This window comes from Streptomyces sp. NPDC051364 (genome assembly GCF_040682115.1).
GTDB lineage: Bacteria > Actinomycetota > Actinomycetes > Streptomycetales > Streptomycetaceae > Streptomyces.
Window position 1 is genome coordinate 1 of record NZ_JBFBAH010000024.1, and the last position, 14,605, is coordinate 14,605.

Genomic DNA, 14,605 nt, shown 5'->3' on the forward strand with positions numbered 1-14,605 from the left:
CGGCCAGATCCGGAAGAGACAACGCCACCGACACCACCCCCCGATGACGTCGTCTCACCAATCCAGCCCTACGTCAACGGCATTGCGCTTAGGGGGTGTCGTCGTAGACCCGGCGGTGCCACCAGGCGAGGGGGCGGCCTCTCCAGTCGGTCCACCGGTCGGCGGGCGGGTCCGGTTCGGGGAGGGTGCGCCGGCGGAACTCCGTGTCCAGGCCGTGCAGGACGCGGCCCAGCGCGGTGCGCGCGACGGGCGGCAGGGTGTGGTGGAGATCGGCGAGTTCGTCCCGGACGACGGCGACGTCGTCGCGCGCGCATCCGGGGCAGGCAGGGCACGCGGAGGGGGCCAGAAGCAGGGGGCTGCCGGGGCGGCCCAGGAAGGCCCGGTAGCGCGTCAGCAGGTCGGCGACCTCGTCGCCCCGGCCGGGCCCGGCCCAGTGGACCGCCGCTGCGGCGGCGGCCGGGAGCCGGTCCACGGAGGGCAGTTGCCATGCCCAGGCGGGCGGCCGCCGGTCCTCGTACGTTCCTCGTTCGGCGCGCAGCGCGCCGGGCCGTCTACGCGGCATCGCCCTTTCGGCGGGTGATCGTCATACCGGCCACCCTCGCACATCGGGGCGGCCGCGTCAGGCGGATTTACGACGGCGCCACCGGCGCGGCGGCTCCGCGTCCGGTGGTGCGCCGCGTCGGGCCGTACCGACCGGTGCTGTGGCCGGAAAGGTTTGCCGGGTCGCGCCGTCCGGTGCGGTGCATCGCAAGGCGGAGGGCCGCAGCCCGTACCGGACGTACTTGCGCGGTCCGACAACGCGGCGAGGTGCCGTGCCGGGGGGCGCGACCCGGTGAACCCTGCCGGCCACAGCACTAGCGCCGCGTCAGGCAACGTTCGCCCCGTCGCGACGCCCGGCACGCACCCGACGCCGCTCCTTGACGGGCAAACGTTGCCTGACGCGGCACTAGGTCAGGTCGAACTCCCCGCCCCGCGCGTTCATGACGAACTTGCGCCACTCGTCCGGCGCGAAGATCAGCGAGGGGCTCTCGGGGCGGTCGCTGTTGCGCATCGCGATGAACCCCTCGACGAAGGCGATCTGGACGTCGCCCGCTCCCCGGCTGCTCGACTGCCAGTCCGCCCCGCTGAGATCGAGGTCCGGCTTGCCCCAGCCGGCCAGAGGCTGCGAGATCATGCTTTCGGCCACGTGCGTGCTCCTCCCGGTACGTCGTCCGGGGGCCAGAGTAACCATCGCAGCGGGTGCCGCACAGGCCACGGTGAGTCACCCGTGGCCGGTCCGGCACCAGCCGCGCACCCGCCGGGAAGAGCAGTTCCGTTCAGGAAGCCGGGGCGTGCGCCCCCACCAGCCACATCGCGAAGAACTGCGCGCCGCCGCCGTACGCATGGCCCAGGGCCCGGCGGGCGCCCGGAACCTGGTGTTCACCGGCCTGTCCGCGGACCTGGAGGGCCGCTTCCGCGAAGCGGATCATGCCTGAGGCGCCGATCGGGTTGGTGGACAGCACCCCGCCCGAGGGGTTGACCGGGAGGTCGCCGTCGAGTTCGGTGACCCCGGCCTCGGTGAGCTTCCAGCCCTCGCCCTCGTCGGCGAAGCCCAAGTTCTCCAGCCACATCGGCTCGTACCAGGAGAACGGCACGTACATCTCGACGGCGTCGATCTCGCGGCGCGGATCGGTGATCCCGGCCTGCCGGTAGACATCGGCCGCGCAGTCCTTGCCCGCCTGCGGGGAGACGAAGTCCTTGCCCGCGAAGAGCGTCGGCTCGCTGCGCATCGCCCCGCCGTGCACCCAGGCCGGCGGCCGTGGCGAACGGGCCGCGCCCGCCCGGTCGGTGAGGATCATCGCGCAGGCCCCGTCCGAGGAGGGGCAGGTCTCGGAGTACCGGATCGGGTCCCACAGCATCGGCGAGGCCTGGACCTTCTCCAGGGTGATGTCGTGCTCGTGCAGGTGCGCGTACGGGTTCTTCAGCGCGTTGCGGCGGTCCTTGTACGCCACGAGCGAGCCGACCGCGTCGGGAGCGCCCGTACGCCGCATGTACGCGCGCACGTGCGGGGCGAAGAACCCGCCGGCGCCCGCCAGCAGCGGCTGCTGGAAGGGGACGGGCAGCGACAGCCCCCACATGGCGTTGGACTCGGACTGCTTCTCGAACGCGAGGGTCAGGACGGTCCGGTGGACCCGCGCCGCGACCAGGTTGGAGGCGACGAGGGCGGTGGATCCGCCGACCGAACCGGCGGTGTGGACGCGGAGCATGGGCTTGCCGACCGCGCCGAGGGCGTCCGCCAGGTACAGCTCCGGCATCATCACGCCCTCGAAGAAGTCGGGGGCCTTGCCGATGACGACCGCGTCGATGTCCGCCCAGGTCAGCTCGGCGTCGGCGAGGGCGCGCGCCGCGGCCTCGCGGACCAGTCCGGCGATGGAGACGTCGTGCCGGGCGGCGACGTGCTTGGTCTGGCCGATCCCGACGATCGCGACCGGCTCCTTGCCCGACGTGCTCATGCGGGGTCCCCTTCCAGGACGGCGACCAGGTTCTGCTGGAGGCAGGGGCCGGAGGTGGCGTGCGCGACGGCCCGGTCGGACTCGCCGCGGTGGATCCGGGCGGCCGCCTCGCCGATCCGGATCAGGCCGGCGGCCATGACCGGATTGGCGGCGAGGGCCCCGCCGGAGGGGTTGACGGCCACGTCCTCGCCGAGCCCGAGGGCCTTCTTGAGCACGACCTCCTGGGAGGAGAACGGCGCGTGCAGTTCCGCCGTGTCCACCGGGCGTTCGAAGACCCCGGCGTGCTCGGCGGCGATCCGGGTGGACGGGGAGTCGGTGAGGTCGCGCAGGCCCAGGCTGTGGGCCTCGATGCGGTGGTCGATGCCGGTGATCCAGGCGGGCCTCTCGCAGAGCCGCCGCGCGGTGTCGCCCGCAGCGAGGATGACGGCGGCAGCGCCGTCGCCGATGGGCGGGCAGTCGCCCGTACGCAGCGGCCGGACCTGGTAGTCGCCCTGCGGGACGCTGCCGCCGAGCTGGGCGTGCGGGTTGGCGGCCGCCGAAGCCCTGCTGCGGGCTCCGACGGCGGCGAGGGCGCCCTCGTCGGTCTCGCCCGCGTCGATCAGGGCCTGGGCCTGGAGGGCGGCCAGGGCCACCGAGTCGGGCCAGAGCGGAGCGAGGTAGTAGGGGTCGAGCTGCCGGCTCAGGACGTCCCGTACGGATCCCGGCGAGGACTTCCCGTACGCGTACACCAGCGCGGTGTCGGCCTCGCCGGTCTGGATCTTGACCCAGGCCTCGTAGAGGGCCCAGGCGCCGTCCATCTCGACGTGCGACTCGGAGATCGGCGGCCAGGCGCCGACCCCGTCGAGGGTCATGGTGAAGGAGAAGGCGCGGCCGGCGAGGTAGTCGCTGGATCCGGAGCAGGTGAAGCCGATCTCGCCGGCCTTCAGACCGGTCTGGGCCAGCACCTGGTGCAGGACGGGCATGACCATCTCGACTTCGCTGAGTTCGTCGGTGCTGCGCCGGTGGTCGCTCTGCGCGAAGGCGACGACGGCGACGTCGCGTGCGTACCTGCTCGTCGCGGGCATCAGATGAGCTCCTTGTACGCGTCGTAGTCCGCGTCCGGCTCGCCGGTGGGGCGGTAGTGGTCGGGGTGGCGGCCGCCTTCGGTCCAGACGGGTTCGACGCGCAGCCCCATGCGGACCTGGTCGTACGGGATGCCGCCGATCCGGCCGTGGAGGGCGAGGCCGGCGCCGTCGAGGGCGATGTGGGCGTAGACGTAGGGGACTTCGATGTCGAGGTTCTTGGCCTTGATGTTGACGATGCAGTACGTGGTGACCGTGCCGGCCGGGCCGACCTCGACTTGGTCGGTGGTGGCGACTCCGCAGGTGGGGCAGGCGCCGCGCGGCGGCACGTACACCTTGCGGCAGGACGGGCAGCGCTCGCCGACGGTCCGCCGGTCGGCGAGGGCGTTGATGTAGGCGGTCTGGGCGCGGCCGGGGCTGTACGTGTAGTCGAGGCGGGCCTTGGCGACGATGCCGGTGACGGCGTCGGCGAACTGTCCGTCGTGCGGGGCGGCTTGCGTGGAGGCGCTGCCGTCATGGGGCTCGAAGCAGGCGATGTCGGTGATGGCGCCGCTGCGTTCCTCGGCCCAGCGGATCCGGACCCGCATGCCGGTGCGGACGGCCTCGGGCCCGGGGGCGTCGAGGGCGTGCAGGATCGCGGTGTCCGCGCCGTCGAGGCGGACCAGGACCCAGGCGAAGGGCGTGCCGAGGGGCTGGTGGGGGCGCGGGGCGCCGTTCCAGGCCCAGGTGGTGACGGTGCCGGTGGCGCCGACCTCGACGAGCTCGCGGATCTCCTCGGCGGTGACGGGGTCGTACTCGACGGGCGGGACCATCACCGTGCCGCCGGTGGTCCTGACGCCGAGGACGACGCGCTCACGCAGCCCGGTGAGGAAGGCGCTCTGGACGGGCCCGAGGGACCGGGTGAAGGGGAACTCGACGACGAGGGGCGCGCGGAGCACCTCGGGTGGGGACGCGGCTGCTGTCATGAGAGGCCTCCGATGTTCGAAAACGGTCAACAACACGTGCAAGTCCGGACGCGGGACCGGGACGACGCCCGACCGGCGGAATCCGGCCCCGCCGGCGTTTGAGGCGCGGGGGTCCGGGGGCCGAGCCCCCCCGGCAGCGGCGCCGCACCGGCAACGACCCGCACGGCCAGGCACGGCCAAGCCCCCGGCTACTCCCGCCTGTACACCGCCGGCCTCTTCTCCGCGAAGGCCCGAGCACCCTCCTTGGCGTCGGCCGTGTCGAAGATCGGCCACCCCCGCACCAGTTCGGAGGCCAGCCCTTCCCGCTCGGTCATTTCGGCCGTCTCGTAGACGGAGGCCTTGACGGCCTCGACGGCGAGCGGCCCGCACGCGTTGACCTGCTCGGCGATCTCCAGGGCTCTGGCCAGCGCGGTCCCCTCGGGGACGACCGACCCGACCAGGCCGATCCGGGCGGCCTCCTCTGCGGAGTAGGGGCGGCCTGTCAGCAGCATCTCCAGGGCGTGCGTGCGCGGGATCTGCCGGGGCAGCCGTACCGTCGAGCCGCCGATCGGGAACAGGCCCCGCTTGACCTCGAAGAGCCCGAAAGTGGAGCCCGCGGCTGCGACCCGGATGTCAGTGCCCTGCAGGATCTCGGTCCCGCCTGCCACGCAGTAGCCCTCCACCGCCGCGATCACCGGCTTGCGCGGCCGGTGGTGGCGGAGCATCGCCTTCCAGTGCAGGTCGGGGTCGGCCTTCAGACGGTCCCGGTACCGGTCGCCCGCCATCCCTTTCCCGGCCAGCGCCTTGAGGTCCATCCCGGCACAGAAGTCCCCGCCCGCGCCGGTCAGGACCACCGAGCGGATCGTGTCGTCGGCGTCCGCCTCCAGCCAGCCGTCGTACAGCCCCACCAACAGCGGCAGCGAGAGCGCATTCTTCGCCTCGGGCCTGTTCATGGTGAGCACCAGCGTGGCGCCGTGGCGCTCCACGGTCAGGTGTTCCGTCCCACCCATTGCCGTCCTCCCGTCTCAAGACCTAGAACAGGTTGCAGGAGGGCCGGGTGCAGTTCAATAGTTTTCTGACACACAGTCAGATTTCTTGGGCGGCGCCCTTCCCACTGGGGCTGAGCGGCGCTCTAATGACCGCCGCGGGCAGCACAGCCATGGGCCCGGCAACGGGCAACCTCGGGGGTGAGGAGGAACGGTGGAGTACAACCTTGCCGACCTGTTCGAGTCGGTCGTCGACGTGGTCCCGGACCGCGAGGCCCTTGTGTACGTGGACCACCCCGGGACCGGCGCCGAGCGCCGCCTCACGTACGCGGAGCTGGACGCCGCGGCGAACCGCATCGCGCACCACCTGCTGGACAGCGGCTTGACGGCCGGCGAGCACCTGGGACTGCACCTCTACAACGGCATCGAGTACCTGCAGACCGTCCTGGCCTGCCTGAAGGCCCGCCTCGTACCGGTGAACGTCAACTACCGGTACGTGGAGGAGGAGCTGGTCTACCTCTACAACGACGCCGACCTCGCCGCGCTCGTCTTCGAGGGCGAGTTCACGGAGCGGGTGGCCGCCGCCCTCCCGCAGACGACGAAGCTGCGCCACCTGATCCGCGTCGGGCCAGTCCCCGAAGGCGCTCCGGAGCCCTCCATCGCCCCCGTCGCGTACGCGGACGCCGAGGCGGCCGGCTCGCCCGCGCGCGGCTTCGCGCCCCGCTCCCCCGACGACCTGTTCATCATCTACACGGGCGGCACCACCGGCATGCCCAAGGGCGTCATGTGGCGCGCGGAGGATCTGTTCTTCGCGGGGCTCTTCGGCGGCGAGCCCTCGGGCGAACCGGTGAAGCGGCCCGAGGAGCTCGCCGAACGGGTCGCGTCGAAGGGCGCCGGGCTCACCTTCTTCCCCGCTCCCCCGCTGATGCACGGCACCTCGACGCTGACCTCGTTCATCGCCTTCAACTACGGCCAGCGGGTGGTCATCCACCGCAAGTACGCGCCGGAGGAGGTGCTCCGTACGATCGAGAAGGAGAAGGTGTCGAGCGTCTCTCTGGTCGGCGACGCGATGCTCCGGCCGCTCATCGATGCACTGAAGGGCCCGCTCAAGGGGACCGACCTGTCCACGCTGTTCAGCGTCTCCTCGTCCGGGGCGATCATGTCGGAGACGGTACGGGCGGAGTTCCAGCGGCTGGTGCCGAACGTGATGCTGCTGAACAACTTCGGGTCCTCGGAGTCCGGGTCCAACGGCCGGGCGGCCGACGACTCGAGCCCCGAGAAGGGCTTCCGCCTCGTCGTCAACGACCGTACGCAGGTGGTGGACCCGGTGACGCACGAGCCGGTGCCGGTGGGCGAACCCGGGCGACTCGCCCAGCGCGGCCACGTCCCGCTCGGCTACTACAACGACACGGCGAAAACCGCCGAGACCTTCTTCCGGAAGGGCTCCGAGCGGTGGGTGCTGCTCGGGGACATGGCGACGGTGGACGAGGAGGGCATCGTCACGGTCCTCGGGCGCGGCTCGCAGTGCATCAACACGGGCGGCGAGAAGGTCTACCCGGAGGAGGTCGAGCAGGCGCTGAAGTCCCATCCGGACGTGTACGACGCCCTGGTCGCCGGGGTGCCGGACGCGAAGTGGGGCAATCACGTGGCGGCGGTGGTCCAGGTCCGGCCGGGCGCCCCGGAGCCGAGCCTGGAGGAGATCCAGAGCCACTGCCGGACCCGGCTCGCGGGGTACAAGATCCCGCGCCAGCTGGTCGTCACGCCCGCCGTACAGCGCTCGCCGAGCGGCAAGGCCGACTACCGCTGGGCGAAGTCGGTGGCGACGGAGGCGGACGCCGGCACGGGCACGGACGCGGCGCACTGATCCTGCCGGGCGCCGCAGCGGCAGGCGGGGCCGACAGGCCTCGCAGGCCGCGCGCGCAGGTCCCGGCTACAGCTGGGTGCGCAGTTCGGCCGCCAGGCTGCGGGTCCAGGACGCGAGCTCGTCGCGGTCCGTGCCCTGGCCCAGTACGTCGGCCTGCTCGTCGGAGAGCCGCACCGGGCCGGGGTGTTCCAGCAGGAGGGCCACCTCGGCCAGCAGTCCGACCAGGCGGCGGGCGCCGGCGGCGCCGAGCCGTACCGATACCGCGGGGTCGATGACAGACATCGCCGCCGCCTCCCTTCACGCCTCGGGCGGGGCATCTCCTTCGACCGTACGCCGGAGGCCGGGCGGCCGCCTGCCGCCCCAGGCCGTCCGGCCGCCCGTCCGTCCGGGCCCGGTGCTCAGGCCCCTTCGGCCAGGAAGCGCTCCACCCGGGCCGCGAACCACTGCGGGTCGTCCAGCCACGGGAAGTGCGCGCCGCCCGCCTGGACGTCGACGGCGCCGTGCGGGAAGAGCCCCGCGAGTTCGGCGGCAAGGGCGGGGGTGGGGTTGCTGTCCAGTTCCCCGGCCAGCACCAGCACCTCGCCGGCGACACGGCGGAGCCCGGCCCGGGTGGCGGGCGGGTCGAAGGCGCCGGGGCCCGCGAAGGCGGTGGCCGCCGCCGCGTTCTTCTCACGGTCGCTCGCGTCGAGGTGGGCGCGCACCTCGTCGTCCCAGCGCCCGTACGCGAGGGGCATCGCCCGGCGCCAGTCCTCGGGGGCGGGGGTCCCACCGGCCGCCATGATCCCCAGGATCCGCTCGTAGGCGGCGATGGCCGTGTCGTAGGGCTCGCTGCCCGACCGCACCCGGACCACCTCCAGGCACTGCTCCGGGGTCGAGCCGAGGTCGACGGCCCAGCAGGTCGGGGTGACCAGGACCAGGCGACGCACCCGCTCGGGGTGGGCGGCCGCATACAGCTGCGCGAGGTTGCCGGCGGCCGAGTGGGCCAGCACGTCCATGCGCTCCAGGCCGAGGTGGACCCGGAGCGCCTCGACGTCGGCGACCTGGTGGTCGACCCGGTACGTGGACTCGTCCGCCGGTATCGCCGAGTCGCCCGTGCCCCGCAGGTCGAGGAGGATCAGCCGACGGCCGGCGGTCAGCCCGCCGAGGTCGCCCAGGTAGGCGGAGGCCCGCATGGCGCCGCCAGGGAGACAGACGAGCGGCTCGCCCTCGCCCCGGACGTGGTAGGCGAGCTCGGTTCCGTCATAGCTGTTGAAGATCGACATGGGCCCATCCCATCATGCGATCACTCGTTCGAGTCATTGATTTAGTCGCCGGGCTGGGGCAATCTACCGAATGATCGGTCGGTTGGCTCGGCTCTCGATGGGGTGACGGCATGACGGCGTATGCGGATGTCCACGACGACAGTGAGCGACTGAGCAGCGACGAGCTCGCCGCGCTCCAGCTGAAGCGGCTGCGCACCACGCTGAGCCGTGCCTACGAGCGGGTGCCCCACTACCGGCAGGCCTTCGACAAGGCCGGCGTGCACCCCGACGACTGCCGCTCCCTCGCCGACCTCTCCCTCTTCCCCTTCACCACCAAGGCCGACCTGCGCGACCAGTACCCCTTCGGCATGTTCGCCGTGCCCCGCTCCGAGGTGCGCCGCGTCCACGCCTCCAGCGGCACCACCGGCCGCCCCACCGTCGTCGGGTACACCGACGGAGACCTCTCCACCTGGGCGGACGTCGTGGCCCGGTCCATCCGGGCGGCGGGCGGCAGACCGGGCCAGATCGTGCACATCGCGTACGGGTACGGCCTGTTCACCGGCGGCCTCGGCGCGCACTACGGCGCGGAGCGGCTCGGCTGTACGGTCGTCCCGGCGTCCGGCGGGATGACCGACCGCCAGGTCCGGCTGATCCAGGACTTCCGGCCGGAGGTGATCATGGTGACGCCCTCGTACATGCTCACACTGCTGGACGAGATGGAGCGCCAGGGGATCGACCCGCGCAGCACCTCGCTCCGTACGGGCATCTTCGGCGCGGAGCCGTGGACCGAGGAGATACGCCGGGAGATCGAGCAGCGGCTCGACATCGACGCGGTGGACATATACGGCCTGTCCGAGGTGATCGGCCCGGGTGTGGCGCAGGAGTGCGTGGAGACCAAGGACGGCCTGCACATCTGGGAGGACCACTTCTATCCGGAGGTCGTCGACCCGTTCACCGGCGAGGTGCTGCCGGAGGGCGAATCCGGGGAGCTGGTGTTCACCTCCCTCACCAAGGAAGCCATGCCGGTCATCCGCTACCGGACCCGCGACCTGACCCGGCTGCTGCCCGGCACGGCGCGGCCGGCCTTCCGGCGGATGGAGAAGATCACGGGCCGCAGCGACGACATGATCATCCTGCGCGGGGTGAACCTCTACCCGACGCAGATCGAGGAGATCCTGCTGCGCACGCCCGGCCTGGCCCCGCACTTCCAGCTGCGGCTGACCCGGGAGGGCCGGATGGACTCCCTGACCGTACGGGTGGAGGCGCGCCGGGAGGCGGATGCCGGTCAGCGGGAGTCCGCGGCCGCCGCCGTGGTCCGGGCGGTCAAGGAGGGCATCGGGGTCTCCGTGGGCGTCGAGGTGGTCGACCCCGAGACCCTGGAGCGCTCGGTGGGCAAGATCAAGCGGCTGGTGGACCTGCGAGAAGCTCGGTAACCGCCCGCAGACCCGCCTCGGGACGGCCGAGGCGGGCCACGAGCTCCTCGACGAAGGCCTCCACGTGTGGCGGCCTGAGGCCGGGGCGGGTGGCGCAGTACCAGGTGCGGGTCAGGGGCCGGGCTCCGATCCGGACCAGCGCCAGGCCGTGGGAGGCCACGTACGGGGCGGCCACCCAGTTCGGCAGGACCGCGATGCCCTGGCCACCGGCCGCCATCTCGATCACCAGGTCGGTGACCAGGGGCATGGTGGTGATCCGGGCGGGCCGGGCCCCGGGGGGAAGCGGCAGCGGGAACGACGGGATCCGGCTCTGGTCGTAGACGTCGTAGAGGACCAGGTCGACACCGGTGAAGTCGGCGGCAGTCACGTGCTTGCGGGGCGCCCAGGGGTGACCGGCCGGCACGACGGCCACCATCTCGTCCTCGAACAGCGGGATCAGCTCCACCCGGTCCATCTGCACGTCCGGCTTCGTGACCAGCGCGACGTCGACGAGATCGGCGAGCAGCGCAGGAATGGGAGCGTCGTCGGCAACCGCCTCGATCCGCACCTCGGCACGGGGCTCGCGTTCGCGGAACGCGCGCAGCACCGGAGGCAGCCACTGGAAGGTGGTGCTGCATTGCGCGGCGAAGCGGACCCGACGCTCCCGGCCGTCGCGCATCTCCTGCAGATCGCGGGTGGCCGACTCCAGTTCGCCGAGGATCCGGTGCGCTGCGACGAGCATCCTGCGGCCGGCCGCATTCGGCACGAGGCGGCGACCCTGCCGGTCGAACAGCTGCATGCCCAGCCGGTCCTCCAGGCGCGTCAGCCGCTGACTGAGGGCGGGCTGGCTCACGAAGAGCCGTTCGGCGGCCGCGGTCAGCGATCCGGCATCGGCGGTGGCGGCCAGAAGTTCCAGGTCACGCAGGTCCACATCCATAACGCTGGATTATCACATGCTTCAAATTCCGTCGTGGTGTTATGAGTTCGGGGCCCATACGTTTCTGGTGTCGCTCGACGAACGACACAACCGGCCGGACCGACCGCCGGCCGGCCGAACCGACTGAGCCCGAAAGGCACAACCATGTCCGACGCCAGCACCCGCACCCGCACCGCCCTGATCACCGGCTCTTCCAGCGGCATCGGCCTGGACATCGCCCGCGCCTTCCTGGCCGACGGCGCCAACGTCGTCCTCAACGGCCGGGACGCCGACCGGCTCGCCAAGGCAGCGGCCTCGCTCGGCCACCCGGAGCGCACCGCCTGGGTCGCGGGCACCATCGCCGACCGCGCCACCGGCGAGGCCCTCGTCCGTACCGCGCTCGACCGGTTCGGCAGTGTCGACGTCCTCGTGAACAACGCCGGCACCTTCGCGCCGAAGCCCTTCACCGAGGTCACCGAGGAGGAGCTGGACGGCTTCCTGACCCACAACCTCAAGGGCACGTACATCACCACCCAGTCCTTCGTCCGCGCCGCGCGCGAGCAGGGGCGCGGCGGCAGCGTCGTCAACATCGGCACCGTCCTCGTGGACCACGGACTGGCCGGCTTCCCGGCCTCCGCACCGGTCGTCAGCAAGGCCGGTGTGCACGGGCTGACCACGAGCCTCGCCGCCGAACTCGCGGCCGACGGCATCCGGGTCAACCTCGTGTCGCCCGGCATCATCCGCACGCCGCTGCATGCGGGCTCCGACGTGGACTCCTTCGGAGGCCTCGCGCTGCTGAACCGCGTCGGCGAGGTCTCCGAGATCTCGCAGGCGGTCCTCTACCTCGCGGACGCCGAGTTCGTGACGGGCCATGCCCTGCGCGTGGACGGCGGCCACGTCACCGGCCGCTCCTGACCCTGCCCGCCCCAGCCCCCGCTCCACCCCGGCCCCACGCACCGGTTTCCCCGAAGGACCCGTCATGCCGTACGTCAATGTGAAGATCACCCGTGAAGGCGCCACCGCCGCCCAGAAGGCCGAGATCATCGCCGGTGTCACCGACCTCCTGGTCCGGGTCCTCGACAAGGACCCCGCTACCACCTTCGTCCTCATCGACGAGGTCGCCCTGGAGGACTGGGGTGCAGGGGGCGTCCCGACCGAGGAGTACCGTCGCCGCACCAAGGGCTGAGCGCATCCCGCAAGCTGCCGCGCGGGCACGCGAAACCACCCCTTCGGGCCTACTTCGGGGGAGCCTCCGAGAGCCGGCGGGTCCGTCCGGGTAGTTGATGAGGCGTGACCTCGATCTTCCGACAGCTCCACGACCGGCTCCAGGCCTCCCCGGCCGGGCTGGCGTGGAGCCGGGGGCGGGAGATGGAGCTGATGCACCGGGCCATGGGCTTCGCCGCCCTCGGCTTCCTGACCCTGGTGCCGCTGCTGGTGGTCGTCGCGGCCGCCGCCCCCGGCAGCGGCTCCGGCTTCGGCCGCTGGCTCGGCCAGGCCCTCGGGGTCACCGAGTCCTCGCGGGCCCGGGTGGAGATGCTGTTCGGCGCGGCCGACCTGGCGCTCGAGCGGACCACGGCCTTCGGGCTCGCGGCCCTCGCCGTCTTCGGCCTGACCTTCGGCTCGGCCGTGCAGACCGGGTACGAGAAGGCCTGGGACCTGCCCACCGCCCGCTGGCACACCATGTGGCGGCACGTCGTATGGCTCGCCCTGCTGGTCTGCTACCTCGGGCTGCTCGTCGAGATCCCCGCGCCGTCGAACGACGCGCCCGGCACGATCCTCGGCACCACCGGCGACCTCATCGGCACCTGCGCGTTCTTCTGGGGCTCCCAGCGGCTGCTGCTCGGCGGCCGGGTCCGCTGGCGCGCCCTGCTGCCCGGCGCGGTGGCAACCAGCCTGGGCCTGCTCGGCCTGCGGGTCTTCTCCCAGCTGGTGTTCTCCCCGCTGATCGCGTCGAACGCCGTCACCTACGGCCCCTTCGGCACCCTGCTGGTCGTCCAGTCCTGGCTGGTCGGCGTCGGCTTCGTCGTCTACGGCGGCGCCCTGGTCGGCCGCATGGTCCACGAACACCTCACCCTCCGCCGCCTCCAGGACACCGGGCTGCTGCCCGAGTGACGCCCGCCCGGGTCTACCGACCCTGCCGGCCCTCCTGCCCGAACCGGTCCCGGAGTTCACGCTTGAGGATCTTGCCGCTGGCGTTGCGCGGGAGGGCGTCCACGAACAGCACCCGCTTCGGGGCCTTGAAGCCGGCCAGCTTCTCCCGGGCGTACGCCAGCAGCTCCGCCTCCGTCACCTCACCGCGCGGCACCACGACCGCCGTGACGGCCTCGATCCACCGCTCGTCGGGCAGGCCCACCACCGCCGCCTCGGCCACCCCCGGATGGGTGTACAGCGCGTCCTCGACCTGCCGGGAGGCCACCAGCACGCCGCCCGAGTTGATGACGTCCTTCACCCGGTCGACGACCGTGAAGTAGCCCTGCGCATCGCGCACTGCGAGGTCCCCGGAGCGGAACCAGCCGTCCCGGAAGGCCTTCTTCGTCGCCTCCGGGTCGTTCCAGTAGCCCAGGCAGAGCTGCGGCGACCGGTACACCACCTCGCCCGCCGTGCCGTCCGGGACGTCCGCGCCGTCCTCGTCGACGACCTTCGCCTCGACGTGGCGGACCGGCCGGCCGCAGGAGTCCATCCGTCCCTCGTGCTCGTCCGGTCCGAGGACGGTGGCCAGCGGCCCGATCTCGCTCTGCCCGAAGCAGTTGTAGAAGCCGAGCCCGGGCAGCCGAGCCCGCAGCCGCTCCAGGACGGGCACCGGCATGATCGAGGCCCCGTAGTACGCCTTGCGCAGCGCGCCCAGCTCCCGCCGCCCGAACTCGGGGTGGCCCGCGAGCCCGATCCACACCGTGGGCGGCGCGAAGAGGCTGTCGGCCCGCCCCGCCTCCACCAGGTCGAAGATCGCCTCCGCGACCGGCGCGTCCAGGATCGTGTTCTGCGCGCCCACCGCCAGGTACGGCAGCAGGAAGACGTGCATCTGCGCCGAGTGGTAGAGCGGCAGCGAGTGCACCGGCCGGTCCCCCTCGGCCAGGTCCAGCGCCTCGATCGCGCTCTCGTACTCGTGGACCAGCGCCTTGTGCGTCATCATCGCGCCCTTGGGCAGCGCCGTGGTCCCCGAGGTGTAGAGCAGCTGCACCACGGCGTCCGGGTCGCGGTCCGCCGCGAAGGGCTGCGGACCGGCGAGCTCCGCCAGAAAGGAGCCGGACGCGTCGCGCAGCGCCCGTACGGCATGGCCCCCGGGGATCCGCGCGGCGAGGTCCGGGTCGGCGAGGACCAGCGCGCTCGTGCAGTCGTCCAGGATGTGAGCGAGGTCCTCGCCGGTGAGGTTCTGGTTGACCGGGACGTGGGTGAGCCCGGCCCGGGCGCAGGCGAGGAAGGCGAGCAGGTAGGCGTCGGAGTTGTGGGCGAACGTCGCGACCCGGTCGCCGGCGGCCAGCCCGTACCGCTCCCGCAGGACGGCGGCGCCGGTGGAGACGGCGGCGTCGAGCTCCGCGTACGTCCAGGTCCGATCGCGGTAGCGGACGGCCACCCGGTCGGGGACCCGCAGCGCGCTGTCGCGCACCAGCCCGTCGACCGTGTTCTGCCGCACCGGCTCCCCGGCCTGCCCTGCCTGCACCGTCTGCGCTGCCGTCATGGCGCGATCCTCG

The 14,605-nt window shown here is 72.4% G+C and carries 15 protein-coding genes; 5 read left to right on the plus strand and 10 right to left on the minus strand.

Features of this window, described 5'->3' with window-relative positions; translation table 11 throughout:
* Positions 1-88 precede the first annotated feature (88 nt).
* The 6 genes from AB0M76_RS32745 to AB0M76_RS32770 all read right to left on the minus strand — a co-directional run bounded on the left by AB0M76_RS32745 (position 89) and on the right by AB0M76_RS32770 (position 5,507).
* Entirely contained in the window at positions 89-562 is a 474-nt protein-coding gene (locus tag AB0M76_RS32745; RefSeq protein WP_365956382.1) for a hypothetical protein, read from the minus strand.
* A 384-nt stretch (positions 563-946) separates the two neighbouring features.
* Positions 947-1,186, minus strand: coding sequence for a DUF397 domain-containing protein (locus AB0M76_RS32750; RefSeq protein WP_365956383.1), 240 nt, complete (start codon positions 1,184-1,186; stop codon positions 947-949).
* A 130-nt stretch (positions 1,187-1,316) separates the two neighbouring features.
* Positions 1,317-2,492 carry a thiolase domain-containing protein gene (locus AB0M76_RS32755; RefSeq protein ID WP_365956385.1) on the minus strand — a complete coding sequence of 392 codons (1,176 nt, stop codon included), beginning with the start codon at positions 2,490-2,492 and terminating at the stop codon, positions 1,317-1,319.
* Complete coding sequence (locus tag AB0M76_RS32760) at positions 2,489-3,556, minus strand: thiolase domain-containing protein (protein WP_365956386.1); 1,068 nt, start codon at positions 3,554-3,556, stop codon at positions 2,489-2,491. Before AB0M76_RS32760 ends, AB0M76_RS32755 begins: the two co-directional genes overlap by 4 nt.
* Positions 3,556-4,518 carry an OB-fold domain-containing protein gene (locus tag AB0M76_RS32765; RefSeq protein ID WP_365956387.1) on the minus strand — a complete coding sequence of 321 codons (963 nt, stop codon included), beginning with the start codon at positions 4,516-4,518 and terminating at the stop codon, positions 3,556-3,558. The genes AB0M76_RS32760 and AB0M76_RS32765 overlap by 1 nt, the downstream gene beginning before the upstream one ends.
* Positions 4,519-4,706: 188 nt before the next feature.
* Entirely contained in the window at positions 4,707-5,507 is an 801-nt protein-coding gene (locus tag AB0M76_RS32770; RefSeq protein ID WP_365956388.1) for a crotonase/enoyl-CoA hydratase family protein, read from the minus strand.
* A gap of 190 nt (positions 5,508-5,697) precedes the next feature.
* Here AB0M76_RS32770 and AB0M76_RS32775 point away from each other — a divergent pair, with 190 nt between their 5' ends.
* Positions 5,698-7,347, plus strand: coding sequence for an acyl-CoA synthetase (locus AB0M76_RS32775; RefSeq protein ID WP_365956389.1), 1,650 nt, complete (start codon positions 5,698-5,700; stop codon positions 7,345-7,347).
* A gap of 66 nt (positions 7,348-7,413) precedes the next feature.
* On the opposite strand, the gene AB0M76_RS32780 is transcribed toward AB0M76_RS32775, so the two are convergent.
* Positions 7,414-7,629, minus strand: a complete 216-nt coding sequence (locus tag AB0M76_RS32780; protein ID WP_266669892.1) for a hypothetical protein — start codon at positions 7,627-7,629, stop codon at positions 7,414-7,416.
* A gap of 116 nt (positions 7,630-7,745) precedes the next feature.
* The gene (locus AB0M76_RS32785; RefSeq protein ID WP_365956391.1) at positions 7,746-8,609 is read right to left on the minus strand and encodes an alpha/beta hydrolase; all 864 of its coding nucleotides are present in this window, start codon (positions 8,607-8,609) and stop codon (positions 7,746-7,748) included.
* A gap of 110 nt (positions 8,610-8,719) precedes the next feature.
* On the opposite strand from AB0M76_RS32785, the gene paaK reads away from it, so the two are divergent.
* Positions 8,720-10,021: a phenylacetate--CoA ligase PaaK gene (gene paaK, locus AB0M76_RS32790; protein ID WP_365956392.1), complete on the plus strand. Its 1,302-nt coding sequence runs from the start codon at positions 8,720-8,722 to the stop codon at positions 10,019-10,021.
* On the opposite strand, the gene AB0M76_RS32795 is transcribed toward paaK, so the two are convergent.
* Positions 9,987-10,937 carry a LysR family transcriptional regulator gene (locus tag AB0M76_RS32795; protein WP_365956393.1) on the minus strand — a complete coding sequence of 317 codons (951 nt, stop codon included), beginning with the start codon at positions 10,935-10,937 and terminating at the stop codon, positions 9,987-9,989. The genes paaK and AB0M76_RS32795 overlap by 35 nt on opposite strands.
* 144 nt (positions 10,938-11,081) lie before the next feature.
* Here AB0M76_RS32795 and AB0M76_RS32800 point away from each other — a divergent pair, with 144 nt between their 5' ends.
* The 3 genes from AB0M76_RS32800 (at position 11,082) to AB0M76_RS32810 (ending at position 13,028) form a co-directional block, all read left to right on the plus strand.
* The gene (locus tag AB0M76_RS32800; protein WP_365956394.1) at positions 11,082-11,831 is read left to right on the plus strand and encodes an SDR family oxidoreductase; all 750 of its coding nucleotides are present in this window, start codon (positions 11,082-11,084) and stop codon (positions 11,829-11,831) included.
* Between the two features lie 64 nt (positions 11,832-11,895).
* Positions 11,896-12,102, plus strand: coding sequence for a 4-oxalocrotonate tautomerase family protein (locus AB0M76_RS32805; RefSeq protein WP_365956395.1), 207 nt, complete (start codon positions 11,896-11,898; stop codon positions 12,100-12,102).
* Positions 12,103-12,206: 104 nt separating this feature from the next.
* Complete coding sequence (locus tag AB0M76_RS32810) at positions 12,207-13,028, plus strand: YhjD/YihY/BrkB family envelope integrity protein (protein WP_365956396.1); 822 nt, start codon at positions 12,207-12,209, stop codon at positions 13,026-13,028.
* A gap of 13 nt (positions 13,029-13,041) precedes the next feature.
* Here AB0M76_RS32810 and AB0M76_RS32815 read toward each other — a convergent pair whose 3' ends face one another.
* Positions 13,042-14,592 (minus strand): fatty acyl-CoA synthetase, encoded by a 1,551-nt coding sequence (locus AB0M76_RS32815; protein WP_365956398.1) that lies wholly within the window; start codon positions 14,590-14,592, stop codon positions 13,042-13,044.
* Positions 14,593-14,605 lie beyond the last annotated feature (13 nt).

Coding starts and splice junctions, on each gene's coding strand:
- AB0M76_RS32745 (WP_365956382.1), bottom strand. CDS start 562: ATGCCGCGTAGACGGCCCGGCGCGCTGCGCGCCGAACGAGGAACGTAC.
- AB0M76_RS32755 (WP_365956385.1), bottom strand. CDS start 2,492: ATGAGCACGTCGGGCAAGGAGCCGGTCGCGATCGTCGGGATCGGCCAG.
- AB0M76_RS32760 (WP_365956386.1), bottom strand. CDS start 3,556: ATGCCCGCGACGAGCAGGTACGCACGCGACGTCGCCGTCGTCGCCTTC.
- AB0M76_RS32765 (WP_365956387.1), bottom strand. CDS start 4,518: ATGACAGCAGCCGCGTCCCCACCCGAGGTGCTCCGCGCGCCCCTCGTC.
- AB0M76_RS32770 (WP_365956388.1), bottom strand. CDS start 5,507: ATGGGTGGGACGGAACACCTGACCGTGGAGCGCCACGGCGCCACGCTG.
- AB0M76_RS32780 (WP_266669892.1), bottom strand. CDS start 7,629: ATGTCTGTCATCGACCCCGCGGTATCGGTACGGCTCGGCGCCGCCGGC.
- AB0M76_RS32785 (WP_365956391.1), bottom strand. CDS start 8,609: ATGTCGATCTTCAACAGCTATGACGGAACCGAGCTCGCCTACCACGTC.
- paaK (WP_365956392.1), top strand. CDS start 8,720: ATGACGGCGTATGCGGATGTCCACGACGACAGTGAGCGACTGAGCAGC.
- AB0M76_RS32795 (WP_365956393.1), bottom strand. CDS start 10,937: ATGGATGTGGACCTGCGTGACCTGGAACTTCTGGCCGCCACCGCCGAT.
- AB0M76_RS32800 (WP_365956394.1), top strand. CDS start 11,082: ATGTCCGACGCCAGCACCCGCACCCGCACCGCCCTGATCACCGGCTCT.
- AB0M76_RS32805 (WP_365956395.1), top strand. CDS start 11,896: ATGCCGTACGTCAATGTGAAGATCACCCGTGAAGGCGCCACCGCCGCC.
- AB0M76_RS32815 (WP_365956398.1), bottom strand. CDS start 14,592: ATGACGGCAGCGCAGACGGTGCAGGCAGGGCAGGCCGGGGAGCCGGTG.